This is a genomic window from Tahibacter amnicola (assembly GCF_025398735.1).
GTDB classification, from domain to species: Bacteria; Pseudomonadota; Gammaproteobacteria; order Xanthomonadales; family Rhodanobacteraceae; genus Tahibacter; species Tahibacter amnicola.
The window spans coordinates 2,966,305-2,992,806 of the sequence record NZ_CP104694.1 but is presented as its reverse complement, the minus strand read 5'-3'; the positions used below and the strand labels follow the sequence as shown (position 1 = coordinate 2,992,806).

Genomic DNA, 26,502 nt, shown 5'->3' with positions numbered 1-26,502 from the left:
CATGCAGCACCGATACGTCGAGCAGACGCGGAAGTTGCCATGGTGGCCGGCAATAGCCTGGGAACACGTACTCGTCGGTGAAACACCCAGCCTCCCGCGCAGGACGGACTCCGGAGTCGGCGCAACTCCGACATTACTCAGCGCGGGCACCGGGCGCCAGTACGGCAGGCACGGTGTGACACGCGACGGAAATCCGTCGCGCGGCGATAGACCGACTACCTCCCGGGCTGCTGGTCCGCCCGGGGCGGCGCGGCGTGCGACGCAGTACCTGTCGCGGGCAAGCGCAACGGATGCGCCTCGGTGTTGAAGACAATTGCACGGAAATCCAGCGCCTCGCGCGGCGCGAACAGCAGGTAGAAGTATTTGAAGGTTTCGGCGAAAAGGAAGCTTTCCATTTCGTCTTTCTGGCGGCCGCTGACGACATCCGCCAGCGCCGCATAGCCCGATGCAGTCCGGCACCGGCGGACGAAATCGTTGAACAGCTCGCGTCCTTCCTCGCGGTAGCGCACATCACCGGTGAAGTGCCACAGGTAGTAAGCCGACTCGACGATTTCCGGCCGCAGCGGATATTCGGCGCCACGCACGCTCATGCGGGCATAGTCGAGGGCTTCCGGCTCGGTGCCGTGCAGACGCCACATTTTCATCGAGGAGGCCTGCAGGCGCCGGGCACGATCCGTATCGCCCGCCAGCGCCAGCAGTGCGGGAAAGAAGGCATCCAGCGCGCCGTACTGCGTGCGCACGCGCTCGCCGCTGTGCATGTCGGCGTGGCCGTACCACAGGTCACCGCCCTGTTCGTCAGCGAGGTATCTGTTGACGGCCGGGATGCTGGCCTCCCACATCTGGCGGCACTCGACGTCGCCAAACAGTAGCCAGCATTTCCACAGGTACTCGTAATAGGAATCGATGCCGCCGCCGATGTGGCTGGAGGCGTCGGTCCACTTTCCGGTTTCCACATCGATGCCAGCGCCAACCAGGCCCAGCGGTGAACGCCGTGCATAGGTTTCCACCAGGGCCCGCTTGGCCTTTTCGTAGTAGACCGGCTTGCCGCTGAGCCGGCTGAGCAGGCCGAATTCGAGCAGCAGGCTGCCGGTCTCTGCCGGATTGCTGACCTTGCCGCGCACCGCTCCCGTGCGCAGGTTCACCTCGACATACGGCAGCCCCGTCGGCGAACCAAAAACCGGCAACAGCCGATCGGCGAGGTCCTGCGCCAGTGCGAGCAGCTTCGGATCGTGGGTGAGCTGGTACGCCGACAGCAATCCACCGAGCAGGCGGATCGTGACCTCGAATTGCTTGACGTAGATATCGTGATCGAAGGACAGCTGCGTCGTGATGAGTTCCTGCGCCTGGCGTGCTTCCTTGGAAAGCCCCATCAGGATGAGCGTGTCGAGCGCATCCACAGGGGTCATCATCAGCGACGTGGCGTACCAGTCATGCGGCTGCCGGCTCAAGGGTTTCAGCGCGTCATGGCCGCGCGCGTGGCGCCAGTAGCCGCGCCAGGCATGGCGCGTCTCCGCCTTGACGCGTTGTGCCAGCTTTGCGGCCTGCGCATCGCTCATCGGCTTCGCCGGCGTCACGGCTGCCGAGGAAAACGAGGCCCCCAGGAAGACAACAGCCGTAAGCCATTTCAGGATGTGACGCATGCGGCCTCCCGCTGCAGCTGGCCCACGGGACTTTGGCGATACAGCACTTCGTAGCAGGCGCCCATGGTGTGGTAGTCGGTCTTGCCTGCCGGACTCTTCTCGGCGCTGTAGGCGCGGTTCTCCGCATCGAGGATGCGGTACCAGGCGCCCCAGCGGTGGTCGACAAAGTGTTCCCAGGCGTAGGCCCACAGCTTTGTGTAGATATCCCAATAGGCCGCATCACCGGTGCGCTCGGCCAGCAGCGCCGCCGCTGCAAACGATTCGGCCTGGACCCAGAAATACTTGTCGTCGTCGCAGACCGATCCGTCCGGCGCGAAGCCGTAGTACATGCCGCCGCGACGTTTGTCCCAGGACCGCTCGACCGCGGTGTCGAACAGGTGACGCGCCGTCGGCACCAGCCAGTCGGCGCGCACGTGGCGGTCAAGAATGAGCAGCAGCTTGGCCCATTCAGTCTGGTGGCCGGGCTGGAAGCCCCAGGGGCGGAACAGGTGACGCGGGTTGTCGAGGTTGTATTCCCAGTCGATCTGCCAGTTCGCGTCGTAGTGTTCCCAGACCAGGCCGTTGGACTGGGCCGACTGGCGACGTGTCATGGCATCGGCCAGGGCCAGCGCACGAGCCAGGTAGCGCTGTTCCAGCGTCGCCTCGTAGGCCGCCAGCAGCGCCTCGCACAGGTGCATGTTGGCGTTCTGGCCGCGATAGGTGGAAAAGTTCCAGAAGGCGTCCGCTTCATCGCGGTACAGGCCGGGGCCCGGTTCCCAGAAGTGTTTCTCGAGCAGGTCCCAGGTCTCGCCGATCACCGGGCGGGCGGATTCGATGCCGGCCTTGAGCGCAGTGGCGTAGGCCAGCAGGACGAAGGCGAGGCCATAGCAATGGTTGGTCGTGTCCTCGGGCTTGCCGTCGCGGATCGTCCAGGCGTAGCCCCCGGTCTGCGCATTGCGATGCACCTGGTGCAGGTAGTTCAGACCATGCACCGCCGCGTCGCGATAGGCCTGGCTGCCGAATTCGCGATAGGCCATCGCGTAGTTGAAGACAAAACGCGTGCTGCTCACCAGGTGACGGTGGCTGCGATCGTAGATCGAGCCGTCGTCGAGGAAATAGTGAAAGAACCCGCCATCGGGATCGATGGCGCGCGGATGGTAGAACGCCATCGTGTGCGCGATGTGGGCGCGCAGGAACGTCGGCGAGCGGAAATCAGGCTGTGTGTGCATAGCGACCCTCGATCAGTTGCGTCACGTCCGCCAGGGCCGGCATTGCGGCGAATGCGCCGTGTCGCGTCACGGTAAGGCCACCGACGGCTGCGGCGAAGCGCAGGGTCTGTTCCACCGCTGTCGTCCCGGACAGGAATTCCGCAAGACCGGCTGCGTCGACACCCTGCTCTGCCAGGTGGTACAGCATGCCTCCCACAAAGGCATCCCCTGCGGCCGTGGTATCGAGCGCTCGAAGGCGAAATGTATCCAATTGTCCTTGACGTTGCGATGTATACCAGCGGATATCCGCCGCGCCGTCGGTGATAACGATCAATCGGGTGCTGCCCGTCCATAGACGCCGCAGCACCGCTGCCTCCCCCTCGCCCGCAGCCAGGAACTCCAGCTCGGTGCGTGCGAGTTTCACGATGTCGGCACAGGACAGAACCTCCCACAACCGTGGCAAGGGGTCGACCTGCGGCGACCAGAGCGCCGGGCGCAGATTCATGTCGAAGCTGACCAGCGCGCCGTCGCGCCGAGCAGACGCGATGGCGTGCTGCGTCGTCGCGGCAATCGCTGTCTCGGTGAGACTGTTTGAGCAGACGTGGAGCGCGCTCGCGCGGGCGAACACGTCTGCGGGAAAGTGTTCGGACCGATACAGCAGGTCGGCGGCGGGTGGCCGGTAGAAGCTGAAACTGCGCTCGCCGTCGGCGTCGAGGGCGACGAAGGCCAACGCCGTCCTGGCATCCGTCGTGCGCCGGATGCCACGGGTTTCCACACCCGCCCGCTCAAGGCTCTCGACGAGGAAATCGCCGAACATGTCGGCGCCGGTCATGCCGAGAAATTCCGACTGCCCGCCCAGCCGGGCCACGGCGACGGCGACATTGGCAGGCGCGCCGCCAGCGAACTGCAGGAAGGCACGCGGCGCGTCCGGTGATGGCAGAGGCTGGGCGAGAAAATCCACCAGCACTTCGCCAAAGCAGACGATATGGCGGCGGTGCTCGCCCCTCATGCGCGCACCGCTTGCGCCGGCGCGGGGGCGGACACAGTGCCGGTCACCCGCGAACCCCGCCACGCGTACCACGCGATATAGACGTAGCACAGCAACGGCACGGTGAAGGACGACTGCACGCCAAAGCGGTCGGCCGCGGCGCCCTGGAGCAGCGGCACGACGGCCCCTCCGAAAATGGCCATGACCAGGAGGCTCGATGCCTTCTCGGTCAACGGCCCGAGGCGTTCGATGGCCAGGGTGAAGATGGTCGGGAACAGAATCGAATTGAACAGGCCGATCGCGATGACGCTCCACATCGCCACGCGGCCTTCGGTCGTCATGGTGACGCCTAGGAGCAGCGCAGCCATGCCGGCGAACGCCGCCAGCATCAGACGCACGTCGACGCGCCGCAGCAGCGCCGAGCCGAGGAAGCGGCCCAGCATGGCACCGAGCGGATACAGCACGACGTAGCGCTCGGCCGCTGTCGCGGCGTCCATATTGCCGATCGAGGGCTGTGCCAGGTAGTTGACCATGATGCTGCCAATGGCCACTTCCGCCCCGACGTACAGGAAGATGGCCAGCACGCCCCAGCGCACATGCGCGTGACGCAGCACGTCGGCGAACCGGTGTTTCTGGCGCGCTGCAGCCTCGGTCGCTTCGCGCAGTGCGGGCAACTGGAAGGCCCACACGCCGCCGGCAAGGGCCAGCAGGATCAGCGCCAGCCCCGCGTAGGGAATCTGCACTGCCTTGGCCTGCCCCAGCTGGTAGGCGGCGAGGTCTGCCGGCGCCAGCGCGGCAATCGCATCGGCCCCAAGCACGGTTCCGCCGAGGATCAGCATGCCGCCGAGCGGCAAGGAAACCGCATGCCCGAGGGAATTGAAGGCCTGTGCGAGATTCAACCGGCTCGCCGCATGACGCGGATCGCCCAGCAGACTCACATAGGGGTTTGCCGACACCTGCAGCAGCACGATACCGCTGGCGAGGATGAACAGTGCACCCAGGAACACCTCGTAGGATCGGCTCGCCGCGGCGGGAAGGAACAACAGCGCTCCCGCCCCGGCAACGAGAAGGCCAATCACGATGCCCTGCTTGTAGCCAACGCGATCGACCACCTTGCCGGCCGGAATCGACACCAGCAGGTAGGCGCCGAAGAACGCGAACTGCACGAGCATCGCGCGCGTGTAGTTGAGGTCGAAAACCGCTTTCAGGTGGGGAATGAGCACGTCGTTGAGGCTGGTCAGGAGGCCCCACATGAAGAAGATCGACGTGACGACGACGAGCGCGACGCGCGTGGAGGCTGTCCGTGCTGGAGGCATGTCACCGGTTCCGGAGGGTCATGGAGGAATCGCAGGGCCCGCAGGCCCTGCGCGTGTCAGGGGCGCTCATCCGCGCGGCGCGCCGCTGCTGCCGCGCACGACCAGCTGCACCGGCGCGACGACGCGACGCACCGGTGCTTCCCGGTCGCGCACGCGCTGCAGCAGGAGTTCGGCGGCCTGGCGTCCGCGCGCGCGGGGCTCGACCGCGAGCGTGGTGAGTGCGGGGGAGGTCTGCGCGGCTTCGGGGATATCGTCAAATCCCGTCAGCGCGAAATCCACGCCAGGGCGCACACCGCGCGCCATCAGGCCGAGCTTCAAGCCCAGCGCAACGTTATCGTTGTAGCAGACCGCGGCTGTGATCGACGGGTCGCGCTCGAACAGCGCTCCCGTCTGCTGCGCCGCTTCCACGCGCGTGGGTGTGCACTCGATCATGCGCCGCGGATCGATGCCAATTCCCGCGGCGTCCAGCGCATCGGCATAACCCTGGCGGCGCTGCTGGCAGGAGCTGGAATCCGCGTGGCCGCCGAAGAAGGCAATCGCCCTGTGGCCCAGCGCTAGCAGATGCTCGGTGGCCAGGCGCGCGCCGTGGCGATTGTCCAGTGCAAGAAAGTCCCATCCTGACGCCGACAGCTCGCGATTGAACACCAGCACCGGCGGCTCGTTGCCGAGCAGGCGCCGCAGCCGTTCGCCATCACTGTTCTCGGCGGGCGACAGAATCATGCCGGCCGGACTGTGTTCCAGCAGCGAGCCCAGGAGCAGTTCCTGCCGCTCGGGTGATTCACCCGTGCTGCCGAGAAGGGTCACGAATCCTTCATCCACCAGCGCTTCATCCACCCCCATGGCGAACTCCGCAAAGAAGGGATTGGACAAGTCATTGATGACCAGCGCGATGCTGCTGGAGGTGCGACGGCGCAGATTGGCCGCTGCGCGGTTGTATACATATCCCTGCCGCTTCAGTTCCTGCTCGACACGTGCCCGGGTTTCCGCGCCGACCAGCGGACTGTTGCGCAGCACCAGCGACACCGTGGCACGCGACACCCCGCAGGCGCGGGCAATGTCATTGACGGTAGGCAGGCGTTTTCGCGGCGTCGATGCGGATTCGGACATGCGCTTCCAGATTCAGTACGGTGATGGAGGTGAAACACTTGGATCGATCTAATCATGTCGGCCGCGGGCAGTAAATCCTGCGGCGCAACATCCGGCGATGACCCTTCAGGGCATGGCTGTCGCTGTCGCCGCGGCACACGGCGAGGCCGGAGCGGCACTGGCCTCGCGGCCCCATAACGCGGCATCGGGCGAATCAGTGAGGCCAAACCGGATGGTGCCGCCCTTGCGCAGGCCCTCCCAATCCAGCCATACCGGTGAATGCGTCGCGCCGTCGACGCTGACACTGCGCACGTACTGCATCCGCCGCGCGTCAGCGCCGGGCGCCTCGATCCGCAGGACACGGCCCTTGCCCAGGTCCATCTCGATGCGCTCGAATCGGGGTGCATGCAGCAGGAACTGCCCGGTTCCCGGCACTGCCGGGTAGAGGCCAATCGCACTGAAGAGATACCACGCGGACATGGTTCCGAGGTCGTCGTTGCCCGTCACGCCGTTCGGCGCATGGGTGAACAAGGTCTGCGCGGCGCGCACGACGGCGCTGGTCTTCCAGGGCTGTCCCAGCAATGTATACATCCACGGGCTGTGGAGGTCCGGCTCGTTGTTCGGGTTGTAGCGAAACTGGTTGTAGTACGCGTAGGGACCGACCACCCAATCTTTGCGCGCGGCCCGCGCCGGATCAGCTACGAGGTTGTCGTAGGCGAAAAAGACATCCAGCCGCCGGCGCGCCTTCTCCAGCCCCCCCATGGCCTGCACCAGGCCAGGCACGTCCTGCTGCACCAGCCACTGGTACTGCCAGGCCGTACCTTCGTGGAAGCCGTGATCCGACGATGGGCGATACGGGCCGTCCGCCGGCGTGTACCAGGAACCGTCCCTTGTCCGCGGCCGCGGAAAGCCCACGAAACCCCGTTCCGCGTCATCGACGGAGGCATCCCAGACCGTGCGCCACGAACGTCCGCGCTCGGCGTAGCGCCGCGCGTCCCCGGGCTGCTGCATCGCGGCGGCGAACTGCGCCAGCGAACAGTCAGCCAGGGCATATTCGAGCGTGGCCGAGCCACCGTGGTGCAGGTCGATGTCCATGCTCTTGGGCTTGGCCTGCTTGTCGTAGTACACGAAACCCTGGGACAGATAGGTCTCGTTACCGATACGCCCCTGCGAGCGCGAATCCACCGGGGGAATACCATCGGCATTTTGCACCAGGGCTTTGTAGAAGGCCGCCTCGCGCCCGGCAAGCGCGCCAAAGCGCCACAGGTCAACCAGGAACGGGGTGACCGGATCACCCGTCATTACATTGGTCTCGTAGTTGGCATAGCCCCAGCGCGGCAGCCAGCCGCCCTGCTGGTGGATGGCCAGAATGGAATCGGCAATATCGCGTGCACGATGCGGGCGCAGCATTGCCAGCCATTGATTCTGGCTGCGGTAGGTATCCCAGAGCGAGAAGAATTCGTAGTACGTGGTGCCCGGCTTTGCACGATGGATCTGGTTGTCCCAACCGCGGTAGCGGCCGTCGCTGTCGGATCCGGTCAGGGGTTGCAGGAACGTGTGATAGAGCGCCGTGGTGAAGACGACGCGATCGTCCGCAGCGGCCCCGCTGATCCGGACGGAATCCAGCTCGGTCCGCCACGTCTTCTGCGCCTTGGCCTTCATGGCCTCGAATGTCAGCGGAAGTCCAGACTTCTGTGCGTCAGCCGCGAGATTGCGGCGCGCGCCGTCCGCATCCACGTGGGAAACCGCACTGGTCACGGTCACGGATTTCGCGTCCTGCGTATCGAAGCTCAACCACGCGCCGTTGGGGCCTTCTGCCGCCGTGCTCTGGCGCGTATCGGCATGCCCGCCGCTGGCGTTCCAGGTGCCGAACGCGCGGAATGGCCGATCAAAGACCAGCCGGAACCAGGTGGTATAGCGCGTACCCCCGCAGAAACTGAGGGTTTCCACTTCGCCCTCGACGACACGGTCGCCGACGATGTTCGCCACGCTGCGCATGACCCGGTGGCGTTCGTTGGCCTGGCCCAGATTCACCAGGACATGCCCGGTTTTCGCGCTACCGAAGGTGTACCGCTCGGCGGCGGCGCGCGTGAGCGCCGTGGCCTCCACGTCAATACCGCCGTAGTCAGTCAGCCGTGTGCGGTAATAGCCGGCCTGTCCCACCTCGCCTTCGTGCGTCGCAGTTGCCGCATAGCGGCGGTAGTCGAAGCTGGCTGCCACCGTGGTATCGAAGGCCTGCCCGGGCCCGATTTCACCGGTGACGGGCAGGATGGCGATCTGTCCGCCCTGCTCCCAGCATCCGGCACCCGAGAGGAAAAAGTGACCGAAGCCGCGGATCTTCGCCTCGTCGTAGCGCCATCCCGCATAGTGTTCACCGATCGGGCTGACCTGGATCATGCCGAAAGGCGCCGCCGCACCGGGGAACGTATTTCCGTCGTCCTTGGTGCCGATAAAGGTATTGACCTGGGTGACCGGATCGACAGCAGCCACGGTTTCGGCCATCAGGCTCAGCGGCAGCAGGCACCCGGCAATTACCATCCAATGACGCATGACTAGTCCTTCCGGTGGGTCGGCGTGGGTGAAAGGGTCGCATCGTGCAGATCACGTACACGCAATGCCCGGCGAAGTGCGGCGGCATCCACGGCGGTCCTCACGCGGATCGCGCGTGATTCGCCCGGCAAGAGCGTCAGTGCATTGTCCTCAAAGGACGCCTCGGCGCCCTCCGTTTCGAGCCACACGGCGCGTGCCAGCTTTTCCGTGCGGAGCGCAACGGATAGCCCTTCCGCGTCGCTCGTGACTGTCGCCGACAATCCGGGCACCGGCAGTTCGAGCGTCGCTGCTGCGCGGAAATAGAGTTCCTGCCGCGCCACGACAGATTCACCCACCAGCAGCTCGAACACCGCCACTGTTCGACCTGGATCAGCGCCGCGAAGCAATGCGCGATCGTCCATCGTCGCAACGCGCGTGCTGGCAAGCGGCTGCGCTGAGACGGCGTGGCGTTCCGCGTGGTGCACGGTGCCGTCGAAGTCCATCACCCGCAGTCGCCAGTGCGCATCCATGGCTGCCGTATGATCGGACACTACCCACACGTTCGTCGCTTCGTTCCGGCGCAACGGCGCAATCGTCAGTGGCGCGTAGAACCGCCGCGTGTGATACGCGAGCGCCTTGCGCTGGCCGTAGTAGTCGATGGCCGACCACGAGGCGCCCGGCCAGACATCATTGAATTGCCAGTACAGGCTGCCCATCGAGCGCGGACGCTGGCTGCGCTGGTGCAACGCGGCCAACGCAATCCCTTCGGCCTGCATGACCTGGCTCAGGTAAACGAAGGCTTCGAAGTTCCGCGGCTCGCCGTAATTCGTGCGGACGTAATGCAGGATGCGCTCATTGCCTGCGCCGGCGGCGTACTTCTGGTGAGCGATCATGACGGGCGAATCCGCGCGCAGATCCTGCGGTCCGGCAAAGCGTCGCAGCGTGTTCATCGACGGCAGTGACTGCAAGCCGTACTCCGAGAGGAAGCGAGGGGTTTCGTCCAACCAGGATTCGATCGGCGCCGAACTGCCCCAGACATTCCAGGCGTGGCGGTCGCCGTCATGCGGCACATCCGGATCGCCCTCCAGATCAGCGCCGGGCGAACTGGACCAGTACGGCACGTCGCTGTCGTACTGGGCCACGGCATTTCGCAGCATCTCCCCAAACAGCAGGCGATACCCCTCCCACACGCGCTGCGCCCGCTCCGGCGCCTGCGCGCGAAAGGTCTTGCGGTCGCCCCAGCGCTGCCAGCCGACCTCGATCTCGTTGTTGCCACACCACAGCACGATGCTGGGATGATGGCGAAGGCGCCTCAACTGGTCGTGGGCTTCGGCCAGCACGTTGGCCCGGAACAGCGGATCGTCCGCCGGCGGCACGCCACCGCCGAACATGAAGTCCTGCCACACGAGCAGCCCCAGTTCATCGGCCAGCTCGTAGAAATCGTCTGATTCATAGTATCCACCGCCCCAGACGCGCAGCAGGTTCATGTTGTCTTCGCGCGCCGCGTTCAGGCGCTGTGTGTAGCGTGCGCGATCGACGCGGCTGGCGAAGCTGTCGAAGGGGATGACGTTGGCGCCCTTGGCGAAGATCGGAATGCCATTGACGACGAAAGCCATCTCCCTGCCCCACGCGTCGCGCTCGCGGCGCAACGCGACCTGGCGCAGACCGGTGCGCCGTTGCGCAGTATCACCAGCGACCAAGGCCTCGAAGGTGTACAGCGACGGCTCGCCGTAGCCGACGGGAAACCAGCGCTGCGGCCTGGCGATACGCACGGGAAAACGCAGTGTGTGCGTTCCCGCATCGACTCGCACGCGTTCCGAGTGAACGGCAACGAGGTCGCCGTCCGGGGTGCGGTACTGCAACCGGAGCGGTACGCGACGTCGCCGGTCCGCCTCGACGGTCAGTTCCACAGTCAGCCGCGCTTCGTCCGCATCGACGTGTTCCTGCCGCACGTGCAGGTCATCGATGCGCACGTCATCCCAGGCCTGCAAGCGGACTGGCCGCCAGATGCCGGCCGTCACATAACGCGGGCCCCAATCCCAGCCGTAGTGGTACTGCGCCTTGCGCACATAGTTGGTGGTCTGCGCGCCGTCGGGTTCGTCGCCGAGGGACCAGTTGTAGTTGCCGGGCAGCCACTGGGTGCGTGGCGTGGCGAGGATGGACGGCAGCACCCGTCGGATCGGCGAGGCAAACACGATGCGCAAGGTATTGCGTTTCCGTAGCAACTCTTTCGCCGGCACGCGCCAGCGCCGGTGCATGTTGTCGGCCTGCAGCACGACCTGGCCATTGAGCTCGACAGTGGCAAATGTGTCGAGTCCTTCGAAGATGAGGTCCAGGTGACGCCGGCCGAGCACCCGCGCATCCAGATCAAACGTACGTTGGTATTCCCAGTCCGCAAGGCCGATCCACTGCAACCCGGCTTCCGCAGCACCGAGGAAGGGATCTGTGATCAATCCGGCCGCCAGCAGGTCCGTATGTACTTCGCCGGGAACACGCGCCGGCTGCCACTGTTTCCATTCGGGTAGCACCTGCGTGTCCGGTGCTGCGGCATGAAGGCGCATCCACCACCCGTCGTGCAAAGTGCGCTCAAGCGGCGGTGCCGCCAGGCTGCCGGCGACCGGCAGCAGCGAGAGCAGAACGACGCAGAACCACCGGGATGGACTGAGCACGGGGTACTCCGTGGCAGAGGACCAACGGCGGCGGGCGCTCCTGCGCGCCCGCCCACCGCACGGCTAGAACTTCAGCGAGTACTCAAGGGAGATCTCGCGACCAACCGGGCTGAAGATGCGATCGGCAGTGAAGGCGAAGTCGCGCTTGTAGGGATCCTTCTCCTCGTTCACTTCGTCAAGCAGATTGCTCACGTACAGGCTGACCTTCTGGTTGTCGCCGATGCGATAGCCAACATGCGTGCTGAGAATGATCGCCGGCCCCACGCGGCCGTAGTAGCGTGAAGTCTGCTGGCCAAAAGTGGGACTGGCACTGTCGTTGTCACGGCAATCCTGGTCGGCGCTGGGCACGTAACCGTCGGCGAACGGCAGGCAGCCGCCATACCGTACGCTCGGTACGCTGCCGATGCGGTCAGCGTAGAAGGTGGCGTTCCAGTTCTCGCGCTGCCAGTTGATGCTGCCACGCAGCTTGCTGCGCGGCTCGAAGGTGCGCGTTTCGGGCAGCGGATCGTTGGGGAACTGGCGCGTGCGCAACGACATCAGGTTGGTGTAGTTCAGCCCGATGCTGAAATCGCCGTAGGACGTCGTGTCGAAACGGTATTTCAGCGATGCATCGACGCCGGAGACATTGCGCTCGGCGCGGTTGATCGGCCCCGATTCCACCCGAATGATGGGCCCCAGCAGCGGACCGCTGCCGTCCGGATCCGGTCCGCGGGTAATGCGCGAGAGCTGCAGGCGGCACAGATCCGCGCCGGGCGGGTTCAGGCGCGGCTCGCCGGTCGGCGTGCGGCCCGTGAGGCAGAAAGCCTCATCGGCCAGTACTTCGGCCACGCCGATATCATCGATCTCGTCCTTGAGGTGGATGCTCCAGTAATCAGCGGACAAGGACAGGCCATCGGTGATGTCCCACACAAATCCATAAGTCCACGAATTTCCATTTTCGTACTTGAGGCCAGGCGACCCGCGACGGGCCACGCGGACGTCCTCGGCCTTGAAACCATTCTCCCAGGTGCAGTTGCCCATCTGGCCGGCGAGGATGCAGGCCAGATAGTCTGTCTGGTCAGCAACGGCCTCGCTGCTGTCGGCATAGACGAAGTGCATGTCCGGCGCACGGAAGCTGGTGGCATAGGTGCCGCGCAGCAGCAGGCTGGTGATCGGGCGCCATTCCAGGCCCAGGTTGTAGGTCGTGGCGGCGTCGTCGGCGACGGCGTCGTATTTGTCGTAGCGACCGGCGGCCGTCGCCACCAGTGACTCGGTCAACGGCACCTTGAATTCCAGGCCCAGTGCACGGCGGTTGCGTTCGCCCGAGCCCTGGTCAATGTTGGCCGTCTGGAAGTAGCGCGGATTGTCACCCAGCGTCTGCGGATCCGGGCTCAGGCGATAGCCCTGCTTGGCCGCTTCGACGGTGCCGGCAAAACCGATCGGGCCGGCCCAACCTTCGAACAGGTCGCCATTGAGGGTGAAGCTGGCCGATTCCGTCCACGACTCGGCACGGTTGCGCCCGATGGTGGAAATGGATTTGTACTGCGAGGGCGAGATCGGGTTCCAGATGCGATTGGGATCAGTCTGGTACAGCGGCGTGCCGTCGGGCGCCGTGCCCACCTGGGGACCGAAGAAATAGGCATCCGATTCGGCGTTGAGCAGCGACGGGAAATTCTCGTCGACGCGATACTCCGCACGACCAATGGAAAACTCCCAGTCGAAACGGTCATCGAACAGCGCACCGCGCAGACCCGCGGAGACATCCCAGGCCAGTTCGTCCGAGTGCGTGCGGGCGCCCGCATCGACGCCGCCGATCTCGGCCGGGGTGAAGTACTTCACCGCAGACAAGGTATCGCCGTTCTGGTCCCGCCAGGTGTTTCCCCATGCCGGCATGAAGGTCATGCTTTCGCCGGTGGAATCCCATACCCCGACGGTCGCCCAGGCCTGCACGCCATTTTCGAATTCGTAGTTGCCGTAGAAGTAGCCGGAACGGTCTTCGCTGCCGTTGCGCAAGGTCCAGTGGCGATACGTCGCCACCTGGCCGCATTGCCAGCCCGTGTCGGCGATCGTGCCCGTGTTGCGATTGAAGATGCGCCGGTTCTGCAGGAAGAACGAATCACCGTACTGCTCGCACACACCCGGGGCCGGCGTGATGCGCACTCCGTTGCGAAGCAGACGGATACCCACGGTTGGCAGGATGCCTGCGCCGATGTCCTGCGGCGACCGCGAAGGCAGCGGGGAGTCGAAATCCGAATCCATGAAATCGCGCTCGCCGGCGCTCATGGCGTCGCGATTGAAGTACTGGAGCGCGTAGACGACGCTCCAGTTGTCGGCCGAAGCACCGCCGGCGAAGGAAATATCCTGCATGTCGCGGCCGCCACGCGTGGACGTGCCCAGGCGCACTTTCACCTCGTTGTCGCTGACGTTGCGCTTGAGAATGACGTTGATCACACCGGCAACGGCATCCGAGCCGTAGATCGCCGAGGCGCCACTGGCCAGCACCTCGATGCGGTCGACGATAGCCGTCGGAATATTGTTGTAGTTCGCGAAATTGCTCTTGCCCTGGTAAGGCAGCGGATAGTCGGCGACGCGACGGCCGTTGATCAGGAGGAGGCTGCGGCCCGGGCCCATGTTGCGCAGGTTGAGGGGACTGGCGTTGACGGTGTGCTGGCCCCAGGCGATGTCCGACTCCACCGTGCCCATGGCCTCGGTCAATGTCGACAGCGCGTCGTAGACCGTGTTGAAGCCCTCGCGCTTGAGCTGCTCGCCCGACAGCACGAACACGGGCGCCGGCCCTTCGATCTCCGAACGCTTGATGCGCGAGCCGGTGACGACGACGGTATCGAGCTTCTCCGTCGAATTCTTTTCATCCTCTTTCCGGGCCACGGCGGGCGCATCCGGCGGCGCATCAGCCGATTGGGCCAACGCGCCCAGCGGCGCAAGCAGGGCGATGGAAAGCGCGCTTGCCAGGGCGCTGCGGCGGAAGGCGGCATTGCTCATTGCTGGTATCCCCCAGGTGGCGGTTGGTTCCCCATCGGTTGCGCCAGCAGCCCGCACGACCCCGTCCCCGAAAGCGAGGGGTGCTGCCCCAGTGCAACTGGATCGATCTATTAGATCGATCTATACGATAAGATCACCCGGCCTGCGAACGCACCTTGCAGCGCAACATCGGCGCACGCGTGCTACCGAAAAAAGGCGTAGCAGGTGCGTTCTTGCTGACACTACCGACGGGCATGCGGCACCGTACGCATGCCCTCGCCCACCACAGGCGAACACGCATGACGGAACGACGGGAAGTTCTCCGGGCGCTGATCCTGGCTGGCAGCGCCGCCTTGTCACCCCGACCGGCAGACGCCGGGGTACGCCCCACCAGGCCGCGAAGGCCCCGCGTACTGTCGACCTGGGATTTCGGTATTGCGGCCAATCACGCCGCCTGGGAACGCCTGAACGCAGGCGGCACGGTGCTCGACGCCGCCGAGACGGGCGCACGCATTCCCGAAGCGGACCTCGCCAATCACAGTGTCGGCAAGGGCGGCTATCCCGACCGCGACGGTATCGTGACCCTCGACGCCAGCATCATGGACGGCGACGGCCGTTGCGGCGCGGTGGCCGGCATGGAAGATATCGCCCACCCCATTTCGGTCGCTCGCCGCGTCATGGAGAAGACGCCGCACGTGCTGCTCGTGGGCGCCGGCGCCCGGCAATTTGCGATTGAACAGGGCTTCGCGCCGGAAAACCTGCTGACCGCCGAGGCGGAAGCGGCGTGGCGCGAATGGCGCAAGACCTCGCGCTACGAACCGGTGATCAATCGCGAAAATGTGGATTACCGGCAAAGCCTGCCCGGCGGCAAGGACAACCACGACACGATCGGTCTGCTGGTTGTCGACGCCCAGGGACGCCTGGCTGGCGCATGTACGACCAGTGGCATGGCGTGGAAACGGCACGGACGCGTCGGCGACAGCCCGGTCATCGGCGCCGGCCTGTATGTCGACAACGCGGTGGGCGCAGCCACCTCCACCGGCGTAGGCGAGGAAGTCATTCGCACGGCCGGGAGTTTTCTGGTAGTTGAACTCATGCGCCAGGGCCGCAGCCCGCAGCGCGCCTGCGAGGAAGCCGTGCGCCGCATCGTGCGTCGGCATCCGGACGGCGCAAAGACGCTGCAGGTCGGGTTTCTCGCACTGGGGCGCGACGGCGAAGTGGGCGCGTACGCGATCCAGCCCGGCTTTACCTACGCTGTTTGCGACGAGGAAAAGCAGGATCGGCTCGTGTCGGCGCCGTCCTTCCACCGCTGAGGGTTGCTGATGCCACTTCTGGAAATTGCCGCCAATTCCATTTCATCCGCCCTCGCCGCACAGGAAGGCGGCGCCGACCGGATCGAGCTGTGCTGCAGCCTGGATGAAGGCGGGCTGACGCCTTCCTTTGGCGTGATTGCCACCGTGCGGGATCGCCTGCGCATTCCCATCCACGTGCTGATCCGCCCGCGACCGGGCGACTTTCTCTACGACGAAGCGGACTGCGAGGCCATGATCCGCGATATCCAGGCCTGCGTCCGGCTGGGATGCGAAGGGGTCGTGATCGGCGCGCTGGATCCGGACGGAAATATCGACCGTACGGTGTGTCGTCCACTCATTGAAGCGGCCGGGCCGCTCGAGATCACCTTCCATCGGGCGATCGATGCCGCGCGGAATCCCGAAGATGCGCTGGAACAGGTCGCGGCGCTGGGTTGCCACCGCGTACTGACATCAGGTGCCTGCCGCAGTGCCGCGACCGGTGCGGACGCTATCGCCCGGCTCGTCGCCCGCGCCGGCGACCGCATCGACATCATGGCCGGTGGCGGCATTACGCCCGAAAATCTGGTGCCGCTAGCCCGCGCCACGGGGGCGCGGCATTTCCATGCATCGGCGAAAACCGTGCATCGCTCCGACATGCGCTGGCGCAACGAAGCGCTGGCGGGACTGGATCCGGATCACGTCCGTACCAGCGTACTGGCGGTGCGCGAGCTGGTGGCAGCCCTGCGATCCGTGTGAACAAGTGCAGCGGGCGCCGCTTCTCCATGAACTCTGCACGGTTGTGATCTACCTTACGCGGTTTTCGCGCTTTCGAAGGCGATTGCGTCGTTCCCGAGGACCCGTCCGCCATGCCCGTTTCGATCCACCGTACCCGCGCACTTGCCCTGGTTTCCGCGTGCCTGACCCTGCCTGCGATCGCCGCCACCATTCCGGTGGACGGAACGCTGTGCACCCTGCCCGACGCGATCGGCGCGGCCAACGGCAATACGGCCGTCGGCGGCTGTGTCGCCGGCAACGGGGCGGATACGCTGGAGCTGGGCGCGAACGTCGTACTGACTGCTGCGCGCGGCGGCATCGTTCTGGGCGGCGCGGCCGGCCTGCCCGATATCAGTAGCACGATCACGCTGGTGGGCAGTCCCGGTGGCACCGTACGGCTGATCCAACGCAATTCCCAATGGCAATGCGCCGCGGCCGATCCCGACGCATTCCGGCTTTTTACGGTGACGGCCACCGGCAACCTGACCTTGCGCAACCTCACCCTGAAAAACGGCTGCGTCGCGCCCTTTTCCGGCGATGCGCACGGCGGCGCGATCCTGGTGGACGGCGGCGACCTCACCCTCGACAACGTGACCGTCGACGGGCATCGCGCGCGCAGTGGGGCGGGCGGTGAAGCCGGAGGTGGTGCCATCGCCGTCGTCAACGGCGGCGACGTACGCATCGATGCTTCGCGGCTGGAGAACAATCTCGCCACCAGCGCCGACAATCTCGCCGACGACGCCCACTCGGGCGCCGCCTACGGTGGTGCGCTTTCCCTGCGCGATGCGGCCTCGCGCGTGAGCATGGGCACCAGCATCGTGCGCGGCAATGTCGTGCTGCCCGGCAGCGCCGAATCCGCGGCGCACGGCTGCGGCGGCGCGATCGCCCTGCGCGGGGGAACGCTATCGTTGCGTTCGTCCCTGCTCACGCAGAACACGGTCAATGGCGGCGCGACCACGCAATCCACGCCCGGCATCGGACGCGGTGGTGCGCTGTGCCAGACCGGCGGAACGCTCGGCGTCATCGGGTCGGCACTGGTCGAGAACGACGCCATCGGCGGCGCCGGCCTCGGCCAGTTCGGCGACGGAGACGGCATGGGCGGGGGAATCAGCGTAACGAGTGCAACGCAGTCGCGCCTGGAGAACGTCACCATCAGCGGCAATCGCGCCGCGGGCGGTCATGAGATCACCCGGGGCATCGGCGGCGGCGTGGTCCTGGAAACAGCGGGCGTCGTCCTGGCCCGCGTCACCGTGGCGGGGAACACCGTGGAAGGCAGCGCCGGAAGCAAAGCCGGCGGTTTGTGGATCACCCATGATGCCACGATTTTCCAGTCGATCTTCGCGGACAACGCCGACGGTGACTGCCGTCCGAGCACACCGGGACTGGACTGGTCCGCAGGGTACAACCTGGTCGAGAACAGCGGTTGCACGCTCGAATCGAACGATATTTCCGGGCTCGACCCCCGACTGGAAGCGCTGGCCGACAATGGTTGCGTGACAGGCCAGCAGCTACCGGATGGCAGCTGCGCACCGACGCACGCCATTGCGCAAAGCGGCGAATTTTCCGGCGGGAGTTTCCTGCGCACCGCGAGCCCGGCCCTCGATGCCTCGCTGTGCATCGAAGGCCCGGGCCTGCTGGATCAGCGCGGTTACACCCGGCCGCAGGACATCGCCTTCGTCGGCAGCGCCAACACCACGTGTGATATCGGCGCGTTCGAGGCGATCGACAGCGACGCCGACGGCATCACGAACACGCGGGACGCATGCCTTGGCAACGACGCCAGTGGCGACGTCGATGACGATCACGTCTGCGCAGACCGCGACGACAACGATAACGACCCGACGATCGGCGTGTCGTTGTTCGCAGACGGCTTCGAATGACGTAGTGGTTCCCTTGCGCCCCTCGTCCGCAAGGGAACCGGATCAGTATCGCAGCGACAGGCAGCTCAAGCCGCCGTCCATCTTGCGGTACTCGCTCATATCCAGCTCGACCAGGGAATACCCGGCCTGGCGCAGGCGCTCTGCCGTTCGCGGATAGCCTGCTGCGAGAAGCACATGGTCATTGACGCGGATGGCATTGGCGGCGTACGCCTCGTCGGCGTCAATCACGATGCGCTCGTAGCGGGCAAACGCCGGGTGACCGGCCAGCGCCTCGATCAGCAGCACGCGGTTGTCACCCAACCAGCTCAGGCCGCTCTTGAGGTGCAGGATCGAATCGATCGCACGGATATCCACGCACTCGCTGGTGTAGCCGGCATCGGCGAGAAACGCGGCCAGCTGGCGGGCACCTTCCTCATTGGTTCGTGCGGAGATGCCGATGAGGACGTGGTCGCCGGTTTCGCAGATATCGCCACCATCGACACTGCCCGGCGCCTGGATCTGCACCAGCCGGTGCCCCTGTCGCAACAGGGCGTCGCGAATGGCGTCCACTTCTCCCGCCCGGCTTTCCGCGCCCGGCAAGGTGAGCACGGAGCAATTCGGCATCAGTACGGCCGTATCTTCCACAAAGGTACCGTCGGGAAAACGCGCATCCGGCGGCAGGCGTGTCAAGGTCAATCCACACCGCTGCAACGCTTCGCAGTAGCGCTCGTGCTGCGCCAGGGCCTTGGGGAAATCCGGCGCTCCGAGATCTTCGCGCGTCAATCCGTCGGCAAAATTGAGACTGGGCGGGCGGACGAGTGCTTGGCTGAACACGGGTAGGCTGCCGTTGGGGAAAGCGGGAACACTAGCCCTTTTCAGCCGGCAATGACAATCACGGCGCGGCCTGCGGGCGTTAGCGGTCGGTCGCGGCGATCGCCAATGGAAAGACCGCGACGCGGGGGCGTGGTGAAGCCGTAGCCGCGTTTGCGGCGTGGTGCGAGAGGACGTAGTCGACCGCCATGCGCAGCATGGTTGGTGCAATGTAGCTGCGATGGATGCGATCGATCGCGCCCATGTAGAAACGTCCGAACAGGTTGCGGCATTGGACGCGCGTGCCCAGGGCAAACCGCACCGAGCCGTCATCGCGGACGGATACGCTGACGCAGGAGCGGAATCGCAGGTGCTTGTCGTCGGCACCGAGCAACACTTCGGCCGTGCGTCCGTCATCCGCGAGCCGTTGATCGAGCACCGGGAAACGACCGGCGAACAGGTGGTCACGCTGGCTGCCCAACAGGGAGGACACCGGGCACCCCAACGGTGAAGTCCGCAATCCCAGCGGACGCACGAGCCGGTTGCGCAGCGCCATCAACCGCGACACGCCGGGCGGCGGATTGGACAGGAAGCCGTCGAGCACGGCTTCCAGCCACGCAGCAGCCGGCATCTCCATGGCCGTACCCGCCGGCACGTCGAGATGGAAAAGATCCTGGTGGTCGCACCGGTCACGGAACGGAATGGCCAGCAACGTGCCCGCCGGCAAATCCGGCTGCGCGACCACCGGCCACGCAAAACTGCGCGACAGAAACCCGACGGAGCCGCAGCGGCGGCTCCAGGCCGCACGCACCGTACCGGCGATGCGACGGACGGACTTGCAGATCGCGCTTTGAAACGACTCGGCCGGCGCCGTCAACGACAACGCGATGCGGGGCACGGACGCCGGATCAAACGCCGGGCTTTGCAGCAAGGTGGCGACGCTTTGCGGCAACAACTCGGTCAGGTCGGGAATGGTGGCCGCGTTGGCCAGTACCTGGGCGCGGACAGGTTCGGGCAGGTCGCCACCCAACTCATTGGTATGGCACGACAAGGCAAAAAATGCCGGATGCGGCGAATGCGGACGCAAGGGTGCAAACTGATGCCAGGTTTCGCCGCTGAAGCGCACGGTGAAGAGGCAATCCGGCGGGATGTCGACATAGCGCAGTGCGCGCACGAAGCTTGCCGGATCGTTCGTCACCTGCTCGCGCGTGGCGCTGGAAAAGCGCAGCTGGGCGCCGCCACTGCCGGAAATGGCCGTGAACACGCGGTGCCCGGCGTGGCGATGGAAGGGATGCCCCTTGGCACCGACTGCAAAGGTGTACAGCGACGTGGGATCGCCGCGCGACAGATCCATTCCGCCCAGACGCGCGGACGGCTCATCCAGCGCATCGACAAAACTGTCGTGCGCTTTCTGGCGCGCCGTAACGCTGTGATAGAGGTGGTCGCCGGCGCCGGGCCCGAGCTGGGCGATCAGCGACACTTCGACTGGCAGTCCGCCGGATTCGGATGGAAGGCAGGTCGATGGAAAGGTCTGCACGACCCTGCTCAACACCGTTGCCGGCGCTTCCCGTGTGGTGTTCATTGCCCTTCCTCGCGCAGTTTCTTCGAGCGGGCCCGGGCGCGGCTCTCGCGCTTGAGCGGGCCGGCCACCGGGCAGACTTCCGCCGCCCAGGCGAATATGGTGTTTGCCAGCCGCTCCGGAACCAGCTTGAAGAACACGAACTGTCCGCGTTTCTCGCGGGTGATGAGCCCGGCCTCTTCAAGAATGCGAAGATGGCCGGAAAGCGCCGGCTTGCTGAAGTCGAAGCGTTCGGCGATTTCCCCGGCGCTGAGCTCACCCTGATTCAGGTAAGCCAGAATCTTGCGCCGGGCTGTCGAAGCGAGGGCTTCAAATACCTTGTCCACGGGCAGTTCATCAGTTAGGGAATTAGTTAAATGATTCGTGACTGCGCGGACATTGTCAACCCGGCACCGGTAAGCGGAAAGACGGCAGGTCGACGCAGGCTCGCCGGCGTGCACAGCAACCACTCGCCGCAGGCATCCGGGGCCCTTCCCCGATGAGCGCAACGCCTAATACCGACAGCTACGTCGGCTGCCTGCTCGGCGGCGCCGTGGGCGACGCGCTCGGTGCGCCGGTCGAGTTTCTGAACCGCGCCCAGATCCGTGAACGGTATGGCATTGCCGGTATCACGGAGCTGGAACCAGCCGCCGACGGCATGGCGCTGATCACCGACGACACCCAGATGACACTGTTCACCGCCGAAGGGCTGCTGCGGGCGTGGGTCCGCGGTTGCTTCAAGGGGATCACCACGCATGCCGGCGTGACCGCCAACGCTTATCTGCGTTGGCTGCACACCCAGGGCGAGCAGGCTCCTCTGGCCCACCACCTCGAATCCGGCTGGCTGGTGCAGCATCCGGCCCTGCACGCGCGACGCGCGCCGGGGAACACGTGCCTGTGCGCCTTACGGTCAATGCGCCAGCTCGGCGAGGCGGCGTTCAACAGCAGCAAGGGCTGCGGCGGCGTCATGCGCGTGGCACCGGTGGGGTTGTTCGCGCACCAGCTGGGCTGGCAGGTGAGCCCGGAAAAGGCATTCGCCTTGGGCGCCGAACTCGCCGGGCTGACACATGGCCACCCGACCGGCCGTTATTCCGCCGGCGTGCTGGCAATGCTGGTGCTCCTGCTACTCGACGGCGCGCCACTGCGCGCCGCTGTCACGGCGACCCTGCCGGTGTTGTCGACCCACACCGGCCATGAAGAAACCAGCGCCGCGATCCAGTTGGCGCTGACACTGGCAGATGCCAGCCTCCCGCCGGAGTCCGCGATCGGACAGCTAGGCCAGGGCTGGATCGCGGAGGAAGCACTCGCCATCGCACTCTATTGCGCTCTGAAGGCCGGCAATTTTCGCGAGGGCGTCGTCATCGCCGTCAATCACGACGGCGACTCGGATTCCACCGGCGCCATTGCCGGCAACCTGCTCGGATTGATCCACGGTGTGGCCGGTATACCCGCACCCTGGCTGGAACGCCTGGAACTGCGCGAGGTGATCCGGGAGATCGCCCTGGATCTGGCCCGGTTCCGGGATTGGGATATCGGCGAGTACAGCCGTGATGCCGCCTTGAACGAGGCGATCTGGGGCAAATATCCCGGGTTCTGACGTGCTGCTCCGACAAACGGCCCCGACCATTGCGGCCGGGGCCGTTGCGCCCGCGCCGGGCGTTACGCCGCCCGACGCAGCGCTTCGATGCGCTCTTCGATCGGCGGGTGACTGGAGAACAGGCGCCCCCAGTTGCCCGATACACCGAACGCCGAGATCTCCTTCGGCAAGGTGTTGTCGCCCCGGCCGTCCGCCAGGCGCTGCAGCGCGGCGATCATGGCGCCCTTGCCGGCCAGGCGCGCACCGCCGGCGTCGGCGCGGAACTCACGGAAACGCGAGAACCACATGACGATCATCGTGGCGAACAGACCCAGGACGATCTGCGCGACGATCACCGTCAGGAAATAGCCGATGCCAGTACCGCCCTCTTCGCGACCGCCCCGCAGGAAGCCGTCGACGATCGAACCGACGATTCGTGCCAGGAAGACGACAAACGTATTGAGTACGCCTTGCAGCAGCGCCAGCGTCACCATGTCGCCATTTGCCACGTGGCTGACTTCGTGGCCCAGGACGGCATCGACCTCCTGCCGGTCCATGTTGCGCAGCAGGCCCGTTGATACGGCGACCAGGGCGTTGTCCTTCGACATGCCGGTCGCAAAGGCATTCATTTCGGGGCCCTCGTAGATGGCCACTTCCGGCATGCCGATGCCGGCGCCCTGGGCGTGACGGCGCACGGTGTCGACGAGCCACGCCTCGACCTCGTTCTGCGGCTGCGTGATGACATGCGCGCCGGTAGCGTTCTTGGCCATCCATTTGGACAGCGCCAGCGAGATGAACGAACCGCCCATGCCGAGGATCGCGGCCATGAACAGCAGTGACTGCAGGTTGCGCGTGCTGCCGGCATCCAGCCCGAACAGCTTGATGACAATGGTCAGCAGCGCCAGTACAGCGATATTGGTCGCCAGGAACAAGATAATTCGCATGGAAAGCCCTCAGCTCCGCGATGGACTTGATGACCCCGTAATGTGGTTTCCCCGGCGCCTCATCAAGGCCCGCCGGCAGGGTCGCCTTGACCCAATGCTGCGCTTCCGTAGCATGACGGCCGCATGAAATCTCCTCCGGTCGCGCCCTATCGCGGGCGCTTCGCCCCCTCCCCGACGGGCCAGCTTCACTTTGGATCACTGGTTGCCGCGGTCGGCAGCTGGTTGCGCGCACGCGCCTGCGGCGGCACCTGGCTGATCCGGGTAGAGGACATCGATCCGCCTCGCGAGATCGCCGGGGCCGCGGATCACATCCTGGCGACCCTGGCAGCGTTCGGAATGACCTCGGACGAGCCTGTCCTGTGGCAGCACGACCGCGAGGTCGCCTATGCGCAGGCCCTGGAGCAGCTCACGGCGCAGGGGGTGGCCTTCCCCTGCTGGTGCAGCCGCACCGACCTGGCCGCCAGCGGCGGTCTCCACCAGGGCCCGTGCAGGGCTGCCCCGGACCCGGAACGACGCCCCGCGTGGCGCGCCCGCGTGCCGCAGCACCGGGTTCAGTTTGACGATGTCCTGTACGGACCGTTCGGGCAGAACCTGGCGCAGGAGGTAGGCGATTTTGTGATCCGTCGGGTCGAGGGCTATTTCGCCTACCAGCTGGCCGTGGTGGTGGACGACGCGGCGCAGGGCATCACCGAGGTGGTACGGGGTGCAGACCTGCTCGACTCGACCCCACGCCAGATCTGGCTGCAGGAGGTTCTGGCGCTGCCGCAGCCGGCCTACCTTCACCTCCCGCTGGCGATGGGCCCGGACGGCCGCAAACTGAGCAAGCAGGATCGCTCGCGGCCCGTCGACGGTTCCGATCCACTGCCTGCCTTGCACGCCGCCCTGGCGTTCCTGGGTGTGTCGCTGCCGGCAGCGACACTGTGCCGCAGCCCCGAAAGCGTGCTGCGCGATGCAATTGATCGATTTGAAATCAAGGCGATACCCCGGCCCCTGCGCGATGTGCAGGCGCAAGATGCCCTGCAATGATGCTTGTGTAGAATCGACCGAAGTCCGCGTGTGCAAAACGCCGCGCGGATGCCAACGACAACATGGAGCGGAATATGACGTCACGCGTGGCTTTGGTTACGGGCGGAACGGGCGGAATCGGCACGGCGATCGTGCGCAAGTTGGCAGCAATGGGTCACAAGGTCGCGACGAACTATCGCGACAAAGCCAAGGCGACGGCGTGGCAGGAAGCGCTCAAGCGTGACGGTGTGGACGTGGCCCTGGCGGCGGGCGATGTGTCCGACCCGGCCGGCGCGGAAGCAATGGTGAAGGAAGTGGTCGACCAACTGGGTCCGGTGGACATCCTGGTCAATAACGCCGGTATCACCCGCGACACGACCTTCCACAAGATGACTGCCATGCAGTGGCAGGAAGTCATCAATACCAACCTCAATTCCTGCTTCAACGTCACGCGGCCGGTCATCGACGGCATGCGTGACCGCAAGTGGGGCCGTATCATCCAGATCAGCTCGATCAACGGCCAGAAGGGCCAGTACGGCCAGGCCAACTACGCCGCCTCGAAGGCCGGCATGCACGGCTTCACCATCTCCCTGGCCCAGGAGAACGCAAAGTTTGGTATCACCGTCAACACCATATCGCCGGGCTACGTAGCCACCGAGATGGTGATGGCCGTGCCCGAAGAAGTGCGTGCGAAGATCGCGGCTCAGATCCCCGTCGGCCGCCTCGGCAAGCCCGAGGAGATCGCCTATGCCGTCGGTTTCTTCATTCCGGACGATGCGGCGTGGATCACGGGCGCCAACATGTCGATCAACGGCGGCCACTACATGGGCTGGTAATCACCGGCACCGGTGTCCGGCGACCCTGTCGCCGGACCTTCGCCGGCGGGCTCACGGTCCTGCCGGAGGCGGCTGGTGCGTCGCGGCATACCGTGCTAGGTTTGCGGCATGGCACAAGTCCGAGTCATCAAGAAGTATCCGAACCGTCGCCTCTACGACACCGAAATCTCGAGCTACATCACGCTGGAGGAGGTTCGCCAGCTGGTCGTTGACGGCGAGGAGTTCGAAGTCCGTGATGCCAAGACCGGTGAAGAACTGACCCGCTCCGTTCTGCTCCAGATCATCGCGGAGCACGAGGAGCGCGGCCAGCCCATGTTCACGACCCAGCTCCTCTCGCAGGTGATCCGCTTCTATGGGGATTCGCTGCAGGGCTTCATGGGTGGCTATCTCGAACGCAGCCTGCAGGTCTTCCTCGACCAGCAGCAGCAGTTCCGCAGCCAGCTCAATACCATGATGGGCCAGACGCCCTGGTCGATGCTCAACGATCTGACCGAGCGCAACATGGATATGTGGAAGTCCCTGCAACAGGGCTTTCTCAATGCCGCCGCCGGCACGCTCAAGCCCGGTGGCAACGGCAACAAAGACAAATCCTGATTTCTGATTCGTGACGCGTCGCCCGTGGAGCGACGCGGTTGCTGCGCTGCGTCATGTGCTGCGCCTGCAAATTCCCCGGGGGGCGGAACACATGACACGACGCGTAGCAGTGGTGACCGGCGGTATTGGTGGTCTTGGCACGGAAATCTGCCGGCAGCTGGCAGCCGCTGATTGCCAGGTGATCGCCGCCGACCTCGCCTCCCGTCCCGAGCGGCTGGCCGCATTCCAGGCCGAAACCACCGACCTGGCTGACCGCATCGCCTTCGTCCCGCTGGACATTGCCGATTTTGCCTCCTGCGCCGGCCTCGTCGCCCAGATCGAGCAGCAGCACGGCCGCATCGACATCCTGGTCAATGCAGCGGGCATTACGCGCGACACGACCCTGCGCAAGATGACCGCCGATCAGTGGCACAGCGTGCTGACGGTCAACCTCGACGGCGTGTTCAACATGTGCCGGAATGTCGTTGAAGGCATGTGCCAGCGGGGCTTCGGCCGCATCGTGAACATCTCGTCGGTCAACGGCCAGACCGGCCAGTTCGGCCAGACCAACTACGCGGCCGCCAAGGCCGGCATGCACGGATTCACCATGGCCCTGGCGCGGGAAGTCGCGCGCAAGGGCGTAACCGTCAACAGCGTGTCGCCGGGCTACTGCCGCACGGCGATGGTGATGCAGATTCCCGAGGACGTGCGCAACCAGATCATCGCGGACATCCCGGTCGGCCGCCTGGGCGAACCTGCGGAAATTGCCCGTGTCGTCCATTTCCTGGTGGACGATGGATCGGGCTTCATCACGGGCGCGAACATCCCGGTGAATGGCGGCTATTTCATGGATTTCTAGACGGAGGCACCCGCCTCTGCCCCATTGCCAGGAAGGCCTGAAC

The 26,502-nt window shown here is 65.5% G+C and carries 20 protein-coding genes; 8 read left to right on the top strand and 12 right to left on the bottom strand.

The features are described from left to right. Positions 1-215: 215 nt before the first annotated feature. The 8 genes from N4264_RS12590 to N4264_RS12555 form a co-directional block, all read right to left on the bottom strand. Entirely contained in the window at positions 216-1,640 is a 1,425-nt protein-coding gene (locus N4264_RS12590; protein WP_261697385.1) for a glycoside hydrolase family 47 protein, read from the bottom strand. Beyond that, positions 1,625-2,848, bottom strand: a complete 1,224-nt coding sequence (locus tag N4264_RS12585) for an AGE family epimerase/isomerase (protein ID WP_261697384.1) — start codon at positions 2,846-2,848, stop codon at positions 1,625-1,627. Before N4264_RS12585 ends, N4264_RS12590 begins: the two co-directional genes overlap by 16 nt. Then, a complete protein-coding gene (locus N4264_RS12580; RefSeq protein ID WP_261697383.1) occupies positions 2,832-3,836 on the bottom strand; it encodes a carbohydrate kinase family protein in 1,005 nt (334 codons plus the stop codon). The genes N4264_RS12585 and N4264_RS12580 overlap by 17 nt, the downstream gene beginning before the upstream one ends. After that, a complete protein-coding gene (locus N4264_RS12575; protein ID WP_261697382.1) occupies positions 3,833-5,131 on the bottom strand; it encodes a sugar MFS transporter in 1,299 nt (432 codons plus the stop codon). Before N4264_RS12575 ends, N4264_RS12580 begins: the two co-directional genes overlap by 4 nt. Positions 5,132-5,197: 66 nt before the next feature. Beyond that, positions 5,198-6,238 carry a LacI family DNA-binding transcriptional regulator gene (locus N4264_RS12570; RefSeq protein WP_261697381.1) on the bottom strand — a complete coding sequence of 347 codons (1,041 nt, stop codon included), beginning with the start codon at positions 6,236-6,238 and terminating at the stop codon, positions 5,198-5,200. A 105-nt stretch (positions 6,239-6,343) separates the two neighbouring features. Further along, positions 6,344-8,767 (bottom strand): GH92 family glycosyl hydrolase, encoded by a 2,424-nt coding sequence (locus N4264_RS12565; RefSeq protein WP_425508323.1) that lies wholly within the window; start codon positions 8,765-8,767, stop codon positions 6,344-6,346. Positions 8,768-8,769: 2 nt separating this feature from the next. Then, positions 8,770-11,415 (bottom strand): beta-mannosidase, encoded by a 2,646-nt coding sequence (locus tag N4264_RS12560; protein WP_261697380.1) that lies wholly within the window; start codon positions 11,413-11,415, stop codon positions 8,770-8,772. Positions 11,416-11,478: 63 nt separating this feature from the next. Beyond that, positions 11,479-14,394, bottom strand: coding sequence for a TonB-dependent receptor plug domain-containing protein (locus N4264_RS12555; protein WP_261697379.1), 2,916 nt, complete (start codon positions 14,392-14,394; stop codon positions 11,479-11,481). Positions 14,395-14,672: 278 nt separating this feature from the next. On the opposite strand from N4264_RS12555, the gene N4264_RS12550 reads away from it, so the two are divergent. From N4264_RS12550 to N4264_RS12540, 3 genes are all read left to right on the top strand, one after another. Next, a complete protein-coding gene (locus N4264_RS12550) occupies positions 14,673-15,686 on the top strand; it encodes a glycosylasparaginase (protein ID WP_261697378.1) in 1,014 nt (337 codons plus the stop codon). Positions 15,687-15,695: 9 nt separating this feature from the next. Next, positions 15,696-16,421, top strand: a complete 726-nt coding sequence (locus N4264_RS12545; protein ID WP_261697377.1) for a copper homeostasis protein CutC — start codon at positions 15,696-15,698, stop codon at positions 16,419-16,421. Between the two features lie 110 nt (positions 16,422-16,531). Next, complete coding sequence (locus tag N4264_RS12540) at positions 16,532-18,319, top strand: choice-of-anchor Q domain-containing protein (RefSeq protein ID WP_261697376.1); 1,788 nt, start codon at positions 16,532-16,534, stop codon at positions 18,317-18,319. Positions 18,320-18,361: 42 nt separating this feature from the next. Here N4264_RS12540 and N4264_RS12535 read toward each other — a convergent pair whose 3' ends face one another. The 3 genes from N4264_RS12535 to N4264_RS12525 all read right to left on the bottom strand — a co-directional run bounded on the left by N4264_RS12535 (position 18,362) and on the right by N4264_RS12525 (position 21,019). Further along, positions 18,362-19,132 carry a dimethylarginine dimethylaminohydrolase family protein gene (locus N4264_RS12535; protein WP_261697375.1) on the bottom strand — a complete coding sequence of 257 codons (771 nt, stop codon included), beginning with the start codon at positions 19,130-19,132 and terminating at the stop codon, positions 18,362-18,364. A 79-nt stretch (positions 19,133-19,211) separates the two neighbouring features. Beyond that, complete coding sequence (locus N4264_RS12530; protein WP_261697374.1) at positions 19,212-20,690, bottom strand: DUF2867 domain-containing protein; 1,479 nt, start codon at positions 20,688-20,690, stop codon at positions 19,212-19,214. After that, a complete protein-coding gene (locus N4264_RS12525; RefSeq protein ID WP_261697618.1) occupies positions 20,687-21,019 on the bottom strand; it encodes a metalloregulator ArsR/SmtB family transcription factor in 333 nt (110 codons plus the stop codon). Before N4264_RS12525 ends, N4264_RS12530 begins: the two co-directional genes overlap by 4 nt. A 146-nt stretch (positions 21,020-21,165) precedes the next feature. On the opposite strand from N4264_RS12525, the gene N4264_RS12520 reads away from it, so the two are divergent. Further along, a complete protein-coding gene (locus N4264_RS12520) occupies positions 21,166-22,263 on the top strand; it encodes an ADP-ribosylglycohydrolase family protein (RefSeq protein WP_261697373.1) in 1,098 nt (365 codons plus the stop codon). A 62-nt stretch (positions 22,264-22,325) separates the two neighbouring features. Here the strand turns inward: N4264_RS12520 and htpX are convergent, their stop codons facing one another. Further along, on the bottom strand, positions 22,326-23,186 hold the full coding sequence (htpX, locus tag N4264_RS12515) for a protease HtpX (protein WP_261697372.1): 861 nt from the start codon (positions 23,184-23,186) through the stop codon (positions 22,326-22,328). 123 nt (positions 23,187-23,309) lie between these two features. Here htpX and gluQRS point away from each other — a divergent pair, with 123 nt between their 5' ends. The 4 genes from gluQRS (at position 23,310) to phbB (N4264_RS12495) (ending at position 26,459) form a co-directional block, all read left to right on the top strand. Further along, entirely contained in the window at positions 23,310-24,212 is a 903-nt protein-coding gene (gene gluQRS / locus N4264_RS12510; protein WP_261697371.1) for a tRNA glutamyl-Q(34) synthetase GluQRS, read from the top strand. Between the two features lie 74 nt (positions 24,213-24,286). Next, entirely contained in the window at positions 24,287-25,027 is a 741-nt protein-coding gene (phbB, locus tag N4264_RS12505; RefSeq protein WP_261697370.1) for an acetoacetyl-CoA reductase, read from the top strand. A gap of 108 nt (positions 25,028-25,135) precedes the next feature. After that, positions 25,136-25,621, top strand: a complete 486-nt coding sequence (gene phaR, locus N4264_RS12500; protein ID WP_261697369.1) for a polyhydroxyalkanoate synthesis repressor PhaR — start codon at positions 25,136-25,138, stop codon at positions 25,619-25,621. 91 nt (positions 25,622-25,712) lie between these two features. Further along, positions 25,713-26,459, top strand: coding sequence for an acetoacetyl-CoA reductase (phbB, locus tag N4264_RS12495; RefSeq protein WP_261697368.1), 747 nt, complete (start codon positions 25,713-25,715; stop codon positions 26,457-26,459). Positions 26,460-26,502: the final 43 nt, after the last annotated feature.

Excerpts from the sequence above, each read along its gene's own strand:
- N4264_RS12530 (WP_261697374.1), bottom strand. The coding sequence starts at position 20,690 with ATGAACACCACACGGGAAGCGCCGGCAACGGTGTTGAGCAGGGTCGTG.
- N4264_RS12575 (WP_261697382.1), bottom strand. The coding sequence starts at position 5,131 with ATGCCTCCAGCACGGACAGCCTCCACGCGCGTCGCGCTCGTCGTCGTC.
- phaR (WP_261697369.1), top strand. The coding sequence starts at position 25,136 with ATGGCACAAGTCCGAGTCATCAAGAAGTATCCGAACCGTCGCCTCTAC.
- N4264_RS12540 (WP_261697376.1), top strand. The coding sequence starts at position 16,532 with ATGCCCGTTTCGATCCACCGTACCCGCGCACTTGCCCTGGTTTCCGCG.
- N4264_RS12570 (WP_261697381.1), bottom strand. The coding sequence starts at position 6,238 with ATGTCCGAATCCGCATCGACGCCGCGAAAACGCCTGCCTACCGTCAAT.
- N4264_RS12550 (WP_261697378.1), top strand. The coding sequence starts at position 14,673 with ATGACGGAACGACGGGAAGTTCTCCGGGCGCTGATCCTGGCTGGCAGC.
- phbB (WP_261697370.1), top strand. The coding sequence starts at position 24,287 with ATGACGTCACGCGTGGCTTTGGTTACGGGCGGAACGGGCGGAATCGGC.
- htpX (WP_261697372.1), bottom strand. The coding sequence starts at position 23,186 with ATGCGAATTATCTTGTTCCTGGCGACCAATATCGCTGTACTGGCGCTG.
- N4264_RS12545 (WP_261697377.1), top strand. The coding sequence starts at position 15,696 with ATGCCACTTCTGGAAATTGCCGCCAATTCCATTTCATCCGCCCTCGCC.
- N4264_RS12520 (WP_261697373.1), top strand. The coding sequence starts at position 21,166 with ATGAGCGCAACGCCTAATACCGACAGCTACGTCGGCTGCCTGCTCGGC.
- N4264_RS12565 (WP_425508323.1), bottom strand. The coding sequence starts at position 8,767 with ATGCGTCATTGGATGGTAATTGCCGGGTGCCTGCTGCCGCTGAGCCTG.
- N4264_RS12580 (WP_261697383.1), bottom strand. The coding sequence starts at position 3,836 with ATGAGGGGCGAGCACCGCCGCCATATCGTCTGCTTTGGCGAAGTGCTG.
- N4264_RS12585 (WP_261697384.1), bottom strand. The coding sequence starts at position 2,848 with ATGCACACACAGCCTGATTTCCGCTCGCCGACGTTCCTGCGCGCCCAC.
- gluQRS (WP_261697371.1), top strand. The coding sequence starts at position 23,310 with ATGAAATCTCCTCCGGTCGCGCCCTATCGCGGGCGCTTCGCCCCCTCC.
- phbB (WP_261697368.1), top strand. The coding sequence starts at position 25,713 with ATGACACGACGCGTAGCAGTGGTGACCGGCGGTATTGGTGGTCTTGGC.
- N4264_RS12555 (WP_261697379.1), bottom strand. The coding sequence starts at position 14,394 with ATGAGCAATGCCGCCTTCCGCCGCAGCGCCCTGGCAAGCGCGCTTTCC.
- N4264_RS12590 (WP_261697385.1), bottom strand. The coding sequence starts at position 1,640 with ATGCGTCACATCCTGAAATGGCTTACGGCTGTTGTCTTCCTGGGGGCC.